The organism is Pseudomonas syringae group sp. J309-1 (assembly GCF_032582135.1).
GTDB lineage: Bacteria > Pseudomonadota > Gammaproteobacteria > Pseudomonadales > Pseudomonadaceae > Aquipseudomonas > Aquipseudomonas quasicaspiana.
In genome coordinates this window covers 65060-82274 of the sequence record NZ_JAWHNU010000022.1, presented here as the reverse complement: position 1 = coordinate 82274, position 17215 = coordinate 65060, and the positions used below count along the sequence as shown (strand labels likewise).

The 17215-nt window shown below is 57.9% G+C and carries 13 protein-coding genes; 4 read left to right on the top strand and 9 right to left on the bottom strand.

Features of this window, described 5'->3' with window-relative positions; genetic code table 11:
• Positions 1–200: 200 nt before the first annotated feature.
• The 9 genes from RX972_RS14250 to edd all read right to left on the bottom strand — a co-directional run bounded on the left by RX972_RS14250 (position 201) and on the right by edd (position 11355).
• The gene (locus RX972_RS14250) at positions 201–1556 is read right to left on the bottom strand and encodes a carbohydrate porin (protein ID WP_027898722.1); all 1356 of its coding nucleotides are present in this window, start codon (positions 1554–1556) and stop codon (positions 201–203) included.
• A gap of 112 nt (positions 1557–1668) precedes the next feature.
• Positions 1669–2829, bottom strand: a complete 1161-nt coding sequence (locus tag RX972_RS14245; RefSeq protein ID WP_099267570.1) for an ABC transporter ATP-binding protein — start codon at positions 2827–2829, stop codon at positions 1669–1671.
• Positions 2830–2831: 2 nt separating this feature from the next.
• Positions 2832–3677: a carbohydrate ABC transporter permease gene (locus RX972_RS14240; RefSeq protein ID WP_027898724.1), complete on the bottom strand. Its 846-nt coding sequence runs from the start codon at positions 3675–3677 to the stop codon at positions 2832–2834.
• Positions 3670–4578, bottom strand: a complete 909-nt coding sequence (locus RX972_RS14235) for a carbohydrate ABC transporter permease (RefSeq protein ID WP_027898725.1) — start codon at positions 4576–4578, stop codon at positions 3670–3672. The genes RX972_RS14240 and RX972_RS14235 overlap by 8 nt, the downstream gene beginning before the upstream one ends.
• Before the next feature lie 113 nt (positions 4579–4691).
• Positions 4692–5978, bottom strand: a complete 1287-nt coding sequence (locus tag RX972_RS14230; RefSeq protein ID WP_231666077.1) for an ABC transporter substrate-binding protein — start codon at positions 5976–5978, stop codon at positions 4692–4694.
• Between the two features lie 166 nt (positions 5979–6144).
• The gene (locus RX972_RS14225; RefSeq protein ID WP_316876190.1) at positions 6145–7551 is read right to left on the bottom strand and encodes an ATP-binding protein; all 1407 of its coding nucleotides are present in this window, start codon (positions 7549–7551) and stop codon (positions 6145–6147) included.
• Positions 7552–7611: 60 nt separating this feature from the next.
• Entirely contained in the window at positions 7612–8349 is a 738-nt protein-coding gene (locus RX972_RS14220) for a response regulator (RefSeq protein WP_027898728.1), read from the bottom strand.
• A 205-nt stretch (positions 8350–8554) separates the two neighbouring features.
• Positions 8555–9532 carry a glucokinase gene (locus tag RX972_RS14215; protein WP_099267568.1) on the bottom strand — a complete coding sequence of 326 codons (978 nt, stop codon included), beginning with the start codon at positions 9530–9532 and terminating at the stop codon, positions 8555–8557.
• Entirely contained in the window at positions 9529–11355 is a 1827-nt protein-coding gene (gene edd / locus RX972_RS14210) for a phosphogluconate dehydratase (protein ID WP_099267567.1), read from the bottom strand. Before edd ends, RX972_RS14215 begins: the two co-directional genes overlap by 4 nt.
• Before the next feature lie 219 nt (positions 11356–11574).
• Between edd and gap the strand changes: the two genes are divergently transcribed.
• The 4 genes from gap to RX972_RS14190 all read left to right on the top strand — a co-directional run bounded on the left by gap (position 11575) and on the right by RX972_RS14190 (position 17104).
• Complete coding sequence (gap, locus tag RX972_RS14205; RefSeq protein ID WP_099267566.1) at positions 11575–12576, top strand: type I glyceraldehyde-3-phosphate dehydrogenase; 1002 nt, start codon at positions 11575–11577, stop codon at positions 12574–12576.
• A 247-nt stretch (positions 12577–12823) separates the two neighbouring features.
• Entirely contained in the window at positions 12824–13342 is a 519-nt protein-coding gene (locus RX972_RS14200) for a sigma-70 family RNA polymerase sigma factor (protein ID WP_316876177.1), read from the top strand.
• Positions 13343–13409: 67 nt separating this feature from the next.
• Positions 13410–14375: a FecR family protein gene (locus RX972_RS14195; RefSeq protein ID WP_410478233.1), complete on the top strand. Its 966-nt coding sequence runs from the start codon at positions 13410–13412 to the stop codon at positions 14373–14375.
• A gap of 119 nt (positions 14376–14494) precedes the next feature.
• Complete coding sequence (locus RX972_RS14190; RefSeq protein ID WP_316876175.1) at positions 14495–17104, top strand: TonB-dependent receptor; 2610 nt, start codon at positions 14495–14497, stop codon at positions 17102–17104.
• The last annotated feature ends 111 nt before the right edge of the window (positions 17105–17215 follow it).

Sequence of the window (17215 nt, the reverse complement as noted above, 5' to 3'; positions counted from 1 at the left end):
GAATTTCTGACGATGCGGGTCCGACGTCTCGCCAACAAGTTGGCTCCTACAGGTCACCCGTTTGCTGCGCGACAGCGAGGTGTCAGGGATACCGGGACCACTCCCACAGGGGTATGCATTTCAATCAGATACTTCATATCTGCCACTCAAAAAAAACGGGCAGCCAGGCTGCCCGTAAAGCACACACGACCCTTGAGCGTTTAGAACTTGGTCTGCAGCTTGATACCCGCAACCAGCGCGTCATCAACCTGATCAACACCACCCGGGTGTTTGATGTACTGCAGGTTGGGACGAACGGTCAGCCAGTCAGTTACGTGCACACCGTAGTAGATCTCGGAGTTGTACTCGCTCTTCTGGATAGGCAGGTAAGCCGGGTTGTCGTAATCATCGACACCGTTGACGGCATTGATCTGGCGGGCACGATCAGAGACGTTATCGTTGACGTGGATACGCGAAACACCAATACCGATGTCATCCTTCGGACGCGCATCGAAAGGTCCTTTGAAGACCATGCCGACTTGCAGGAAGTTGTCGACGAAGTTGGTGTCCTTGTCATGCACGGTGGCGTTGGCAAACAGACTCAGGCCTCGGGACGGATCGCCACCGAAGGTACTGACCTGTTGTTGTGCCACAACCCACCAGCCAGTCTTTTCGTTACGCGACTTGAATGCCGCGCCGGTCAGCCCCTGAGGCTGGCCATTGACGTCCTCATAACGGTCGTCGGCGCTCGGGCTGCTGAAGTAGTAGCCCAGACGGTATTCGCCAGGCAGCGAATTGACGGTCGGCGACCACACCACTTCAACCGGCACCAAGGTACCTTTGGAACCGCTGCCACTCAGCTTGAAGCCATTACCGGTTTCCAGATAAGACGGGTTCTGCTCGTAAACACCAATCTGCGCGTACACCTCAGGTGTGATGTTGTACTTCACACGCAGAGCCCACTGGCTGACGGGCCAGTTGTACCAGGTGTCCACGTAGTTCGCAGCCTGGGTGCCGCAGAACGTCAGGTTCTGGAAGTCGCAAGGGAAGCTGCCGAAGTCCTCACCCTCGCCCATGCGACCGGCTTTGATGTCGAGCTTGCCGTCGAGGAATTTCTGTTTGACCCACATTTGCGTCAGGCGCCAGGTCTGACCACGACCCCAGACTTCCTGAGAGGAACTCAGGGTGCCGACACGCGGATCGCCGAGACGGTCATTGGAGATGTTCTTGCCGCTACGTTCGGTGATTGCCAGCTTGAACTCGGCATCGTTCCAGCCGAAAGCCTTCTGCAGGTCAATGTTGACGCCGAGGGCGAACTGATCGCTGTAGCGTGCCGTTTTGTCTGTGTTGTAGCCGCCGTGAACGTTGGACCCCATCTCACCAACGTATTCGAGCGAGAAATCATAACCCTTGTCATACAGCTCTTTGCGCAAACCACCCCAGTCTCCGGTCATATGCCCGTTGGGGTTGTAGGGCTCGATAGCGTAGGCCGCACTGGAGAAAACCAGCGCACTCAATACGGACAAACCACCGATACGCTGGAAGTGATTTAGCGATTTATTACGTAGCTTCTTCATCCCTTGGATCCTCATTTTATTGTTATTAGCTTCTACGGCATTGACATCGACTACTTCGTGTTCGCTGGCTGGACGCGCTTATGGCAGTGAGCGCCCGGCCAGCAGTGCCCGGTCAGTTACGGTTGATCTGGGTGACATTCCCCGCACGCTCGACAACCGGCTGGCTGGCAAGCACCCCAAGGCGCTCGCCGGTCGCGGCATCAAAAAGCAGCACCTTGGCGGGGTCGAATTGCAGCGTCAGGCTTTCGCCCACCTGTGGCGCGACGTCCGGTGCCAGGCGGCAGCAGACCTTGCTTTGATTAAGAGTGACGAATACCAAGGTGTCCGGACCCGTTGGCTCAGTGACCTGAACTTCAGCCCGAATGGTCGGCAAACCATTGGCCTCCGAAGGCGCGAGCACGATCTGCTCAGGGCGCAGACCCAGGATCACTTCGCGGTCTTCCAGACCGGCATCGGTCATACCCAATGGCAATTCGCAGCGCGCCTGACCGCTATCAAGCAATGCGATCAGACGCCCTTCCTTGCGTTGCAGGCGCAGAGGAATGAAGTTCATCGGCGGCGAACCTATGAAGCTCGCCACAAACAGGTTGGCCGGATCGTTGTAAATCTGCTTGGGCGTGCCGAACTGCTGAATGATGCCGTCCTTCATGACCGCCACTTTGTCGCCCAGGGTCATCGCTTCGATCTGATCGTGGGTCACGTAAACGGTGGTGGTTTTCAGGCGTTGGTGCATCAGCTTCATTTCGGTCCGCATCTCGACCCGCAGCTTGGCGTCGAGGTTGGACAGCGGCTCGTCGAACAGGTAAATCTTCGGCCGCCGCGCCAACGCCCGGCCCATCGCAACACGCTGCTGCTGGCCACCGGACAACTGTCCCGGTTTGCGATTGAGCAGGTGTTCGATCTGCAGCAGCTTGGCCACACGGGTGACTTCCTCGTCGATGGCCGCTGCGCTCATCTTGCGAATCTTCAGGCCGAACTCGATGTTTTCGCGCACGCTCATGGTCGGGTACAGCGCGTAGGACTGAAACACCATGGCGATGTCGCGATCCTTCGGGCTCATGCCGCTGACATCGGCGTCGTCGATCAGAATCGACCCGGCACTGATGTTTTCCAGCCCCGCAATGCAGTTCATCAGGGTTGACTTACCGCAGCCCGACGGACCCACAAGAATCAGGAATTCGCCATCCTTGATCTGCAGTTCGATATTCTTCAGCGTGTCCGGAAGGCCCGCGCCGTAGGTCTTGTTTACGTTACGTAATTCGAGCGTTGCCATGTTTACCCCTTGACTGCGCCGGCCGTTAGCCCACGCACGAAATACTTGCCGGCGACGATGTACACCAGCAGAGTTGGCAGCCCGGCGATCATCGCGGCCGCCATATCAACGTTGTATTCCTTGGCACCGGTGCTGGTGTTGACCAGGTTGTTCAGCGCCACGGTAATGGGCTGCGAATCACCACTGGAGAACACCACACCGAAGAGGAAGTCGTTCCAGATCTGGGTGAACTGCCAGATCAGGCAGACCATGATGATCGGCGTCGACATCGGCAGAATGATCTTGCCGAAGATCGTGAAGAAGCCCGCGCCATCCAGCCGTGCAGCCTTGACCAGCGCATCCGGGATGCTCACGTAGTAGTTACGGAAGAACAGCGTGGTAAACGCCAGACCGTAAACCACGTGGACGAACACCAGACCGGTGGTGGTGCTGGCCAGTCCCATCTTGCCCAGCGTGAAGGACGCTGGCAGCAAGACCGTTTGAAACGGCAGGAAGCAGCCAAACAGCAACAGGCCAAAGAACAGCTGCGAACCGCGAAAACGCCACATCGACAGCACGTAACCGTTAAGCGCACCGATGGCCGTGGAAATCAGAACGGCCGGCACGGTGATCTTGATCGAGTTCCAGAAGTAGCCATCCAGCGTCCCCCAGGCCTTGATCCAGCCAATCCCGGTGACCACGGTCGGCCAGCTCAGCAGGTTGCCGGTGCCGATGTCTTCAGGTGTTTTGAAGCTGGTGAGCAACATGACCACCAGCGGTACGAGATACAGAAAGCAAGCGAGGATCAACACCGCATAAATAGCGATACGACCGAAGCTGAGGGCGGGTTTGCCGACATGACTAGTCATTGCGCTTGGTCCTCAGCTCGGAATACAGGTAAGGCACCAGAATCGCCAGGATCGCGCCGAGCATCAGGATCGCACTGGCCGAACCCATGCCCATCTGGCCACGGCTGAAGGTGAACGAGTACATGAACATCGCAGGCAGGTCCGAGGAGTAGCCCGGTCCGCCAGCCGTCATCGCCGCCACCAGATCGAAGCTCTTGATCGCTATGTGGGCAAGGATCATCACCGAACTGAAGAACACCGGACGCAGGCTTGGCAGCACCACTTTCCAGTAGATTTTCGGCATGCTCGCGCCGTCGATTTGTGCGGCACGGATGATCGACTGGTCAACGCCACGCAGCCCTGCGAGAAACATCGCCATGATGAACCCCGACGACTGCCACACAGCGGCGATCACCAGGCAGTAAACGACGCGATCCGGGTCTACCAGCCAGTCCAGGCGGAAGCCTTCCCAGCCCCAGTCCCGGAGCATTTTGTCCAGGCCCATGCCCGGGTTGAGCAGCCACTTCCAGGCGGTGCCGGTCACGATCATCGACAGCGCCATCGGGTACAGATAAATGGTGCGGATAAAGCCTTCACGACGAATGCGCTGATCAAGAAACACCGCCAGCAGCACGCCGATTGCCAGGCTGATCGCGATGAACATGCCACCGAAGACCATTAAGTTCTTGCTGGCCACCCACCAGCGGTCGCTCTCGTACAGGCGCACGTATTGCGATAGACCGGCCCACTTGTAGCTGGGCAAAAAAGTCGAGGTGGTGAACGACAGGACGAATGTCCAGAGGATGTAACCGTAAAAACCGACCAGCACGATGAACATGCTCGGCGCCAGCACCAACTTGGGCAGCCAGCGTTGCAGCGCATCAAGCGGCGAGGCTTTGCTGAGGGCAGCGACAGAGCTCATCGAATCACTCACATTGAACAAATCATTTCCAGTCCGCAGGCGTGCCCGACACCGGAATACGATGTCATGAACACGGACTGCGACTGGGTGGTTTTAGCGCCTGCGCAAACGAATTACTTGGCTGCCTTGACAGCAGAACCGAGTTTCTTCGCAGCATCAGCCGGGTCAGCTTTCGGGTCATTGATGTAGTTGGTGATGACATCAAAGAACGCGCCCTGAACAGCCAGCGTGGTCGCCATGTTGTGCGCCATGCTTGGTTGCAGACCGCCGGATTTGGCGTCAGTCAGGAAGTCCTTGGCAGCGGTTTGCGCACAGGAATCGAAACCGTACTTGCCCATGTCGCTGAGCATGTCGTTACGAACCGGGATCGAGCCTTTGTTGATGCTGAAGACTTTCTGGAAGTTTTCACCCAGCACAACTTTGGCGATGTCCTGCTGACCAGCCGCCGTACCGGCGTCTTTCTGCTTGAAGACGGCCAGTGAGTCGATGTTGTAGGTGAAGGCTTTTTCAGTACCCGGGAACGCTACGCACTCGTAGTCTTTGCCGGCGACTTTCTTGGCCGCGGTCCACTCGCTCTTGGCCCAGTCACCCATGATCTGCATACCGGCTTTGCCGTTGATGACCTTGCTTGCTTCCAGGTTCCAGTCCTGACCTTTGCCGTCAACGTCCATGTAAGTTGCGACTTTCTTCAGTTCGGTCAGGGCCTTGACCATTTCAGGCCCGGTCAGCGCGCCGTTATCAAGATCCACCAGTGCTTTCTTGTAGCCATCCGCGCCCATCACCGACAGCACGACCGCTTCGAACACGGTGCTGTCCTGCCATGGTTGGCCACCGTGGGCCAGAGGGATGAAGCCGGCTTTTTTCAGCTTGTCGCCAGCAGCGTAGAATTCTTCGAGGGTTGTAGGGTTTTTCTCAATACCGGCTTTCTTGAAGACTTCCGGGTTGATCCACAGCCAGTTGACGCGGTGAATGTTGACCGGCACGGCCACATAATCGCCGTCATACTTGACGGTGTCGGAGACTTTCTTGTCCAGCAGGCTGTCCCACTTCTCTTCCTTGGCCACGTCCTTGAGAACATCGGTGTCCAGCAAGCCGGTAGACGCCCACTCCTGAATATCAGGACCTTTGATCTGGGCAACGCCAGGCGGATTACCTGCTACGGCACGGCTCTTGAGCACCGTCATCGCCGTAGCGCCACCGCCACCGGCGACTGCGCCGTCCTTCCATGTGAAGCCGTCTTTCTCAACCTGAGCCCTGAGCACATCCACAGCCGCTTTTTCACCACCGGAAGTCCACCAGTGGACGACTTCCACGGTGCCCTTCGAATCAGCGGCAATAGCACTCAGAGGGAACAACGAGGCAACAGAGATGACAGCTGCGAGGCGGGAGATTGAATTCATCGATTTAACCTTTCTTGTTGTTATGCATGAGCAAGTCTGTGCTTGCGCTGCATGGAGTCTAACCAAGGGTTTTGAAAGAACAGTAACGAAGGGACGCGCGATGGTCACAGGATGGTTACATTCCCGAACACGGTGAAATCTCCCTATGTGGGTCCAACGTCGTCAGTTATTCTGTGGTTCTAGGCAAATACAACGTCACCCGTAGTCCACCACCGCGCAAATTCTGCAGGCTGACTTCGCCGCCGTGGCTGTGGGCGATATTACGGGCGATGCCCAGACCCAGACCGTAACCTTGCTGTTGATTGCCCGCGAGCCGGAAGTGCGGTTCGAAGACCCGTTCAAGGCGTTGCTCGGGTACGCCCGGCCCTTCATCGTCCACGTGCAGGACGAAGGCCTGGAGGTTGTCCTCGATCTTGAGGTGAGCTTTGGTGCCGTACTTGAGAGCGTTGTCGATCAGGTTGCCGATACAGCGCTTGAGGGCCAGCGGTTTGCCGGGGTAAGGCCCAAGTGCCTTGCCCTCCTGCGTGGCGTTGCCATTGCCATGAGGCGCCAGGTAAGGCTCAACCAGGCAATCGAGCACATGGTTAAGGTCCACAGCCTCGATGTTTTCGTGAATGTCAGTGTCCTTGACGCATTGCAGCGCGCCTTTGACCAACAACTCCAGCTCATCAAGATCGCGGGTGAATTTGGCTTGCAGGGCTTCGTCCTCAAGCAGCTCGACGCGCAGACGCAAACGGGTGATCGGTGTGCGCAGGTCATGGGAGATAGCGCTGAACAACTGACCACGCTCGGTCAGATAACGGCTGATGCGAGTACGCATGGCGCTGAACGCCCTGCTGACTTCTACCACTTCACTGGCACCCCCTTCGACATCCGGCTCGACGTCCGCTCCCAGGGACATGTCCCGCGCAGCCAGCGCCAGACGCTTGAGCGGCCGACTCTGCCAATGCACCAACAGCCCAATGAACAACAATAGAAAACCGCTGGTGAGCAGGATGAACCAGACCTGCTGCAGCGGCAGGTCCTGTTCTTCGAGGGTGGTGTAAGGCTCTGGCAGCAGCGACGCGATATACAACCACTCTCCCGCCGCCAGCTCGATTTGCGTCACCAGCACGGGCGGGTTCACAGGCTCCAGAGTGAGTGCGTAATGTGCCCAGGAGCGCGGCAGCTCATCGAGGGTCAGCCCGCTGTTGAAGATGCGCAAGTCTTCAGGCCGCACAAACCATACTGCGATGGCCGGATCATTACCCAGATGCTGACGCAGCACCTCGTCGACTGCCGTCAGCACCGCCTGTTTGCGTGGCGTGGCATCCAGCACTTTCATGTCCAGCGGGCGATCATTGAGGGACACGACAAAGCGCGTGCCGCCCATACTGCGCAGCTGGTCGAGCACCAACGGGCGATACGCCAACGGCAAGGAACGGAAGTAACTGACGCTGGCGGCCATGGAGTGCGCAAGACTGCGCGCACTGGTGACCAGACCCTCCATTTGCGTGGCACGCAGTTGCGACAGCCAGATCACACTGGATAACGCCTGAGCCAGCAACACCGCGAGCAGGGTCAGTAGCAGCATGCGCCCGAGGAGGGAACGCGGCAGCGGCAACGAGCGTTTTGGCGCATCGTAGATCAACACTCAGTAACCACTGCTGGCTTGGCACATCACATTGGCAGCCAACAGATAACCACTGCCGCGCACGGTCCGGATCAAGCGCGGCGACTTGCCGGTATCGCGCAGGCGCTGACGCAGACGACTGACCGCCATGTCGACGATACGCTCCAGCGGCATCAGTTCGCGGCCACGGGTGGCGTTGCCGATGGTGTCGCGGTCGAGGATCTGTTGCGGGTTATCGAGGAACAGCTTGAGCAGCGCAAAGTCGGCACCGGACAGGATCACTTCCTCTCCGTCGCTGTGGAACAGCCGGTGGCTGACCATGTCCAGCCGCCACTCATCGAAGGTCAGCACGTCACCGCCGACGCGCTCTTGTCCGAACTGCGCACGGCGCAACAGGGCTTTGATACGCGCAACCAGCTCTCGTGGGCTGAAGGGTTTGCCGAGGTAATCATCCGCGCCCAGTTCCAGACCGATGACGCGGTCTGCTTCATCGGAACTGGCGGTAAGCATGATGATGGGCACATGAGGATGGCGAACATGTTGACGCACCCAACGGCAGAGGCTGAAGCCGTCTTCGTCAGGCAGCATCACGTCGAGAATCAGCAGGTCGCCGGGCTCGTCATTGAACGCCTGACGAAAGCCCGCACCATCGCCGACGGCACGTACCTGAAAACCGGAGCGGCTCAGGTAGGTTTGCAGCAACTCACGAATCTCCTGGTCGTCATCGACCAGCAGGATCGATTTACTGACTGAGCTCACTGGGATCGTCCTTGTTGCTATGGATCGTTATTGTTAGGGGTGAAGCTGAAATCTTACTCACATCCTGAACTGTGGGAGCGGTGCTTGCCCGCGATGAGGGCGCCATGATCTTGAATCGCGCGGACCTTATCGCGGGCAAGCACCGCTCCCACATGGGATTGGATGCCAAATTTTAGAAATCAGGCGCCCGATCGAATTTCAAAAACTACAGTTCTACCGCGCGCCCTTCGCCAAATGCCTGCTGCAACGCAACACCGGCACCCATCAGGCCTGGATACTCGGCGGTCACCAGCCAGACCGGGATGCCCTTGAAGTAATCGCTCATCACGCCCTTCTCGGCGAAAGCGCGCTTGAAACCGCTGTTCATGAAGAATTCTATAAAGCGCGGCACCACGCCGCCGACGATATATACCCCGCCGCGACCGCCGACGGTGAGCACATTGTTGCCTGCCACGCGCCCGAGGAAGACACAGAATTGCTCCAGTACCGCCGCCGCAACCGGATCGCCAGCGACGGCTGCCGAGGTAATAGCCGCCGGAGACTTGAGCACCGGCTCGATGTCATCCAGCGCGCAACTGACCTGATACAACCCCAGAAGACCTGCGCCACTGAGTACGGTTTCCGCACTGACATGTTCATGTTCAGCCATCAGCCGCATCCACAACATGGCTTCGCGCGCATTGCCGATAGGCAAGTCGGTATGACCACCCTCGCCCGGCAAGGCCATCCAGTGATTGACGCCAACACTGAGCAAGGTGCCGACACCAAGACCCGTTCCGGGTCCCACTACGACACGCGGACGGTCCGGCTCGCTGATGCCGTGACAGACCGTCAGGTATTCATCGTCAGCCAGACGCGTCATGCCCAGCGCCATGGCGCTGAAGTCGTTGATCAACAGCAAATCATCAATTTTCAGCTTCGCGGAAAACGCCGACTTGCTGAGTTTCCAGTGGCTGTTGGTGAACTCGAATTCGTCGCCGTCCACAGGCCCGGCAACCGCCAGACAGACCGAGCCGACGTCACCCCGTTGCAGCTCCAGATCCTGAAGATAGACCTCAACGGCCTTCTCCGGACTGGCGTAGTCGATGGTCGGGAATACCCGGATCGAATGCAGCTTGTCGTCTTCCCAAATGGCAAAACGTGCATTGGTACCGCCAATATCACCGACCAGGGCCAACTTCACTTAAGCGTCTCCAGACTCGAGGTAAAGGCGCTGGCGCCCTGCTCGGCGGAGCTGAAGGCCATGCGCATGAAACCGAACAGTTCGCGACCGCAGCCGACCGCATTGTCCAGATGGCCCACAGCGGGTTCTCTGGCGGCCAATTCTGCCGGTTCGACCAAAACTTGCAAGGTCCCTTTTACGCCATCCACACGGATAATATCGCCATCCTGCACAAGTGCCAAAGGGCCACCACTGTAGGCTTCAGGGCAGACGTGAATGGCAGCCGGGATCTTGCCCGAGGCGCCGGACATGCGTCCGTCGGTGACCAGCGCAACCTTGAAACCCCGGTCCTGCAGGACACCCAGAAATGGTGTCATTTTGTGTAGCTCAGGCATGCCGTTGGAGCGCGGCCCCTGAAAGCGCATGACAGCCACGAAATCACATTCCAGCTCGCCAGCCTTGAACGCATCCGCCAGGTCCTGCTGATCGTGAAAGACTTTTGCCGGGGCCTGAACAATTTGATGCTCCAGGGCGACGGCCGAAACCTTCATCACACCGCGTCCCAGATTGCCTTCCATCACCCGCAGACCGCCCTCAGGGGAGAACGCTTTGGCGACAGGGCGCAGGATATTTTCATCAAGGCTTTCGATCGGGCCTTCGCGCCATACCAGCTTGCCGTCTTCCAGGAATGGCTCCTGGGTATATCGGCTCAGGCCGCGACCCAGCACCGTGTTGACGTCTTCATGGAGCAGACCGGCTTCCAGCAACTCACGAATCAGGAACGACATGCCGCCCGCGGCCTGGAAGTGGTTGATATCGGCTTTGCCGTTCGGATAGACGTGGGTCAGGGTCGGTACGACTTCGGACAAGTCGGCCATGTCCTGCCAGGTCAGTTGAATACCTGCGGCTTGAGCAATGGCAGGCATGTGCAGGGTGTGATTGGTGGAACCGCCCGTGGCGTGCAACGCGACAATCGAGTTGACCAGCGAACGCTCGTCGACGATTTCGCCGATGGGCATGAAGTTGCCGCTTTGCATGGTCATGCGCGTGACTTGCTGTGCGGCCTCGACGGTCAGCGCATCACGCAACGGGGTGTACGGATTGATGAATGACGAGCCAGGCAAATGCAGGCCCATGACTTCCATCAGCAATTGGTTGGTGTTGGCGGTGCCGTAGAAGGTGCAGGTGCCCGGGCCGTGATAGGACTTCATCTCGGAGTCCAGCAACTCTTCACGGGTAGCCTTGCCTTCGGCATAGCGTTGACGGACGTCGGCTTTTTCCTTGTTGGAAATACCGGAAACCATCGGCCCGCCCGGAATGAAAATCATCGGCAAGTGGCCAAAACGCAACGCGCCCATCATCAGGCCCGGCACGATCTTGTCGCAGACACCCAGCATCAAGGCGGCGTCGAACATGTTGTGGGACAACGCTACGGCGGTGGACATGGCAATGACTTCGCGGCTCGCGATACCAATCTCCATGCCAGGCTCGCCCTGGGTCACACCGTCACACATGGCCGGCACGCCACCGGCAAACTGACCGACCGAACCAATGTCACGTAAAGCCTGTTTGATCTGATTCGGGAAGTGCTCGTACGGCTGATGCGCCGAGAGCATGTCATTGTAGGAGGACACGATGGCAACGTTAGCGGCGTTCATCATGCGTAGCGTGTTTTTGTCTTCAGGACCACAGGCTGCAACGCCATGAGCAAAGTTGGCGCACTGCAGCTTGCCGCGCATCGGGCCGTCGCTGGCGGCGCCTCGAATCAGTTGCAGATAGCGCTGCCGGGTTTCGTGACTACGGGCTATCAGCCGCTCGGTTACTTCAAGGATGCGGGGATGCATGTGCTGAACTCCAGGCTAACGTATGTGGTCACCCGTTTCAGACCTTGCAGATTTCGAGGCACAGGCCTTATCTGTAAAAGCTTGATCTCGATCAACTGTTTTGGCCTTACAGGCTTCTCGTTGTAGATAAAACAAAATATTGCCACTAAAAAGGCTTGTTTTCTATTTCTATGCGAATAATCTTGTAATTCCAACAACAAATTCAGAAAGGACGGCTGTATGACTCTTCGTATCGCAATCAATGGTTTTGGCCGCATCGGCCGCAACGTCCTACGCGCACTGTATACCCAAGGCTACCGCCAGGACCTGCAGGTCGTCGCCATCAATGATTTGGGCGACAGTGAGATGAACGCTCACCTGCTGCGTTTCGACACGGTTCACGGGCCTTTTTCCGGCACGGTCGAGTGTGACAGCGAGAGCCTGACGGTCAATGGTGACCGTATTGCGGTCAGCGCCATTCGCAACCCTGCCGAACTGCCGTGGAAGGCACAAGACATTGACGTGGTGTTCGAATGCACCGGTCTGTTCACCAGCCGCGACAAAGCCGCTGCACACCTGACTGCCGGTGCTCGCAAGGTGATTATCTCGGCCCCGGCTCAAGGTGCCGACGCGACCATCGTCTATGGCGTTAACCACGACACGCTGCGTAAATCTCATCAAATCATTTCCAGCGCATCCTGCACGACCAACTGCTTGGCTCCGGTGGCGCAAGTGCTGCACCGTGAACTGGGCATCGAAAGCGGCCTGATGACCACTATCCACGCTTACACCAACGATCAGAATCTGATCGATGTCTATCACACTGATCCGTACCGCGCGCGCTCGGCCACTCAGTCGATGATCCCGAGCAAGACCGGTGCTGCCGAAGCCGTGGGTCTGGTACTGCCGGAACTGGCGGGCAAACTGACGGGCATGGCCGTTCGCGTTCCGGTGATCAATGTGTCGCTTGTAGACCTGACCGTGCAACTGACGCGGGACACCACCGCTGCCGACGTCAATGCGTTGATGAAAGAAGCCAGCCAGCATTCGAAGGTGCTGGGTTACAACACGCTGCCGCTGGTTTCTCACGATTTCAACCACAACCCGCTGTCGTCGATTTTCGATGCCAGTCACACCAAGGTCAGCGGCAAGTTGCTGAAAGTCCTGGCGTGGTATGACAACGAATGGGCGTTCTCCAACCGTATGCTGGACAACTGCCTGGCGCTGCATAACGCGGAGTAAAACTTTCAGTTTGAAGAATCATCATTCCTGAACTGAAATGCAATCCTGTGGGAGCAGAGCTTGCTCGCGATAAGGCTGGACGCGCTTCACTTTGGACCGCGTTCAGCTTTATCGCGAGCAAGCTCTGCTCCCACAGGAAGTTCACACCGCACCTTTCCTACAGACAACAACAGCGAACACCCCTTGACCGAACAAGCGGATGAGAAGCATTATCATCTGCTGCTTTTCTCGGTCGAGTACTCCCCCGGTGAGTCAATCGCGTTTAAACGAAGTATTCGTCTCTCACAGACCTATTCTGCTGCGCACCCTGCAGCGGATTGTCAGCAATCACAGCACCGCAGAAGACCTGCTTCAGGAAACCTATCTGCGCGTGACTGGCGCGTTGAGAAATCGCGCCATCGAGCACCTTGAGCCGTTCATTTTTCAGACCGCCCGTAACCTGGCACTGGACCATTTGCGCGCCCGGCGCGTGCGGGAACGCTTGTTGGCCGAGGACGCAACCACTGCCGACATGGAAAACGTCAGCGCCTCGACGACGTCGCTGGAAGACGCAATCCACGCCAGGCGAATGGTCGAAGTGCTCAGTAAAAGCATCGCTACCCTGACACCTCGCCAACAGCAGATTTTCAGCCTGAGCCGCCTCCGGGGTCTCAGTTATGTGGAAATCGCTGAGCAACTCGGCGTGTCCGCAAGCACCGTGCAGAAGGAGCTGAAATTGATCATGGCGATCTGTGTGGCGGTTGCAACAAGGCTTGACCACCCTTGAGCGTTCCAGCAGTCTGCGGCAAATCCGGCATCGGCCGACGACACACAAGAATAACCGAGGACTTCCCGTGAAGGACCCTGACCTCCATCGCGCGCGCACCATCGCTGAAGAGGTGTTGAGCGACAGCGTGATGGATCAAGCCTTGACCTGGCTGATTGAGCTGGATGGCAGTGACGCGCAACAGCAAGCCCGTTTTCAGGCCTGGCTGGCGGCCGACTCTGCCCACCGGGAGGCGTTTGCCAAGGTTCAGGCGATCTGGCACTCAAAACCGGTTGCCCTGGCGGCAGTCGAATTGAACGCCAGTCAGCCATCACGCTGGCGCCGCCTGCGCTCCCGCTGGATACCTGTGGCAACTGCCGCGATGCTGCTGATCGGCGTGTTCAGTTTCAGTAACCTGGGTCTTCGCCTGCAGGCTGATCACTTGACGGTGGTCGGTGAACGTCAGCGACTGCAACTCGATGACGGCTCCAAGGTGCTGCTCAACACCAACTCGGCATTTTCCAGTGATGTGACCGGCAAGAGCCGGGTCGCCAAATTGCTGCAAGGCGAAGCCTTCTTCGAAGTACCGGTCAGCCAGGGTCAGCCACTGGAGGTACAGGCGGGCGCGGTGAGCATGCGCACCAATGACAGCGCCTTTGCGGTGCGCTACCTGGATGGCATTGCGCAGATTCAGGTACAACGCGGGGCACTGGATGTGCGCGCTCCGCAAGGCAACGACGCAGTGAAGCTTGCAGGAGGTGACAGCATCCGGGTGGGGCCTGAAGGTTTCAGTCATCGCCAGAAGCTTGATCCGGGCAAGGATCTGGCCTGGATTCAAGGTCGTCTGGTGTTCGATAACTGCCCGATGGGTGAAGTCCTCGCCGAGTTGCGACGCTATTACCCCGGCTGGATCGTCAACACCAACAGCAAACTGGACAGCGTTGCGGTGACCGGAAATTACCGTCTGGACAATCCAATGGACGTGGTCCGGTCGCTCGCGCATATCACCTCTTCCCAGCTGCATGAACTGCCTGCACTGGTCATTCTCAACTGAGCCGATTTATTTTTACTCGATAGTCATCCGTCGCGCGTCTCGTCTTAGCCAATGCAATTGATTCGTATTAACGGCAGCTGCTAAAACTAAAAAGACTGCACAACGGAGCCCCATCGACAATGCGTAATCCCGTCACGCCCCATGCGTCCCGCACCGCAGGGCTGCACAAGTCCGCCCTCTCGCTGTTGACCCTGGCGGTTCTGTCCGCTGCTGGCTGGTCCGGCGCTTTGCACGCAGCCAACGCCAGCGAAGCCGACACAACAACGGCATCGACCCGGACTGCCGGGGTTTACGCATTCAACATCTCGCAACAACCACTGACTACGGCGCTTAACGAGTTCAGCCGCATCACTGGCTGGCAGGTAGGGGTTTCTTCTGAGCTGGCCAACAACGTCACTTCCCCCGGCGCACGCGGTTCGCTATCACCTGCCAACGCACTGGAAAAACTGTTGGCCGGTTCGCACCTGAGCTACCGCACGATGGGAAACAACAATGTGGTGCTGGAAAAACGCAGCGACGGAGTTGTTGCACTGAGCCAGATCACGGTCAGCGCTACTCGCCAGGCTCAGGATATTGCGTCGGTACCCAGTTCGGTTTCGGTCCATGAACGTGCGGAACTGGATCGGCAGAACGTGAATACCATTCGTGACCTTGTGCGCTATGAACCGGGAGTTTCCGTGGGCGGTGCCGGTCAACGTTCGGGCACCACCGGCTATAACATTCGCGGCATCGACGGCAACCGGATCCTGACTCAGGTGGACGGCGTCGAAGTGCCTGACAACTATTTCTCCGGTCCGTATGCCAACACCCACCGTAATTACGTCGACCCGGAAATCGTCAAACGCGTCGAGATTCTGCGTGGCCCGGCATCGGCCCTTTATGGCAGCAGCGCCATCGGCGGCGCGGTCAGCTACTACACCCTTGATGCCGACGACATCATCAAGGACGGCAAGGACGTCGGCGCGCGCCTCAAGACCGGCTACAGCTCGGCCGATGAAAGCTGGCTCACCTCTGGGACATTCGCCGCACGCCAGGGTGACTTTGACGGTTTGCTGCACCTGAGCCAGCGCAACGGCCACGAGACCGAATCTTATGGCAGCACGGGCGGTACCGGCCTGGAGCGGACGCAAGCCAACCCCGAGGATGCCCGCACCACCAACATTCTGGCCAAGCTGGGCTGGAACTATGGCGAGGGTTCACGCCTGGGACTGACCTACGAAAAATACAAAGATGACCGGGACACTGACCAACAGAGCGCTGTCGGCGGGCTGTTCACTGGCGGGGTCGGTACCGGCCTGAACTTTTACCGTGGACGCACCGGGAACGACACTATCAGCCGCGAGCGGTTTGGTCTGGAAAACAGCTTCGAGCTCAACAGCCTGCTGGCGGATAACGTCAAATGGAGTCTGAACTATCAGATTGCAAAGACCGATCAGACGACACTCGAGCGCTACTTCCCGATCACGCGGGATGTGTGGCGCTCGCGCGCGACCACTTACAAAGAACGTCAGTGGATTCTCGATGCTCAGCTGGACAAGGCCTTCAGCATTGGCGACACCGAGCACCTGCTGACTTATGGCACCACCCTCAAGCAGCAGAAAGTCACCGGCCAGCGCAGCGGCGGTGAAGTCTGCGCGTCGACGGCGGGGTTCGGTACTTGCAGGGCAGCCGGCCAGGTACTGCCTCAAAACACCCTGGCCCCTTCCAGTGACTTCCCGGACCCCACTATCAGTACCTACAGCCTGTTTGCACAGGACGAAATCCGCTGGAACGACTGGACGTTCCTGCCAGGCGTCCGCTACGACTACACCCGTCTGGATCCGCACATCACTCAAGAGTTTCTCAACACGGTGGGTGAGGATCGGGACAGCGTCAGTGACGAAAGCCAGAAATGGCATCGCGTGTCGCCCAAGCTGGGCGTGACCTATGCCTTCAATGATCAGTACACGTGGTACGGCCAATATGCGGAAGGCTTCCGCACGCCAAGCGCCAAAGCGCTTTACGGACGTTTCGAAAACCTGCAAAGCGGTTACACCGTCGAGCCTAATCCTGATCTCGAGCCGGAAAAGAGCAAGAGCTATGAAACCGGTCTCCGTGGCCGCTTTGAAGCAGGCACCTTCGACGTTGCAGTGTTTTACAACAAATACCGCGACTTCATTGATGAAGACCAGATTCAGCCTGGCACTGCTACCGGATCGACCTTCCAGGCGAACAACATCGCTCATGCGACCATCAAGGGCGTTGAACTCAAAGGTCGCCTGAATCTGGATACGTTTGGCGCTCCAAAAGGCCTCTATACCCAAAGCGCCATTACCTACCTGTATGGGCGCAACAACGACAGTGGCGAGCCGCTCAATAGCATCAACCCACTGACAGGTGTGTTCGGTCTTGGCTACGAACAGGATAATTATGGCGGGCTGCTCAGCTGGACGCTGGTCAAACGCAAGGACCGTGTGAGTGACCTTGAATTCAATGAGCCAGACGGTTCATCAAGCCAGTTTAAAACGCCGGGCTTCGGTGTGCTTGATCTCAGCGGGTACTACAAGGTCACCAACGATGTAACCGTGAATGCGGGCCTGTACAACCTCACCGACAAAAAATACTGGCTATGGGACGACGTGCGCGGCTATGACAGCGCTGGAGAAGCGGCCGTCACCGCTCCGGCCAACCTTGACCGCCTGACTCAGCCCGGCCGCAACCTCAGCGTCAACGTGGTCTGGGATATCTAAGCAATCAACCCCTGAAAGCGTGCCGTCGATGATCTTCGGCGGCATGTTTTTTTACGCTTCAAGGGTGAGTCATTCGTCTATTTAACATCCTCTCAATGTTTACCAGGGAAG

Coding starts and splice junctions, on each gene's coding strand:
- RX972_RS14250 (WP_027898722.1), bottom strand. CDS start 1,556: ATGAAGAAGCTACGTAATAAATCGCTAAATCACTTCCAGCGTATCGGT.
- RX972_RS14245 (WP_099267570.1), bottom strand. CDS start 2,829: ATGGCAACGCTCGAATTACGTAACGTAAACAAGACCTACGGCGCGGGC.
- RX972_RS14240 (WP_027898724.1), bottom strand. CDS start 3,677: ATGACTAGTCATGTCGGCAAACCCGCCCTCAGCTTCGGTCGTATCGCT.
- RX972_RS14235 (WP_027898725.1), bottom strand. CDS start 4,578: ATGAGCTCTGTCGCTGCCCTCAGCAAAGCCTCGCCGCTTGATGCGCTG.
- RX972_RS14230 (WP_231666077.1), bottom strand. CDS start 5,978: ATGAATTCAATCTCCCGCCTCGCAGCTGTCATCTCTGTTGCCTCGTTG.
- RX972_RS14225 (WP_316876190.1), bottom strand. CDS start 7,551: ATGCTGCTACTGACCCTGCTCGCGGTGTTGCTGGCTCAGGCGTTATCC.
- edd (WP_099267567.1), bottom strand. CDS start 11,355: ATGCATCCCCGCATCCTTGAAGTAACCGAGCGGCTGATAGCCCGTAGT.
- gap (WP_099267566.1), top strand. CDS start 11,575: ATGACTCTTCGTATCGCAATCAATGGTTTTGGCCGCATCGGCCGCAAC.
- RX972_RS14190 (WP_316876175.1), top strand. CDS start 14,495: ATGCGTAATCCCGTCACGCCCCATGCGTCCCGCACCGCAGGGCTGCAC.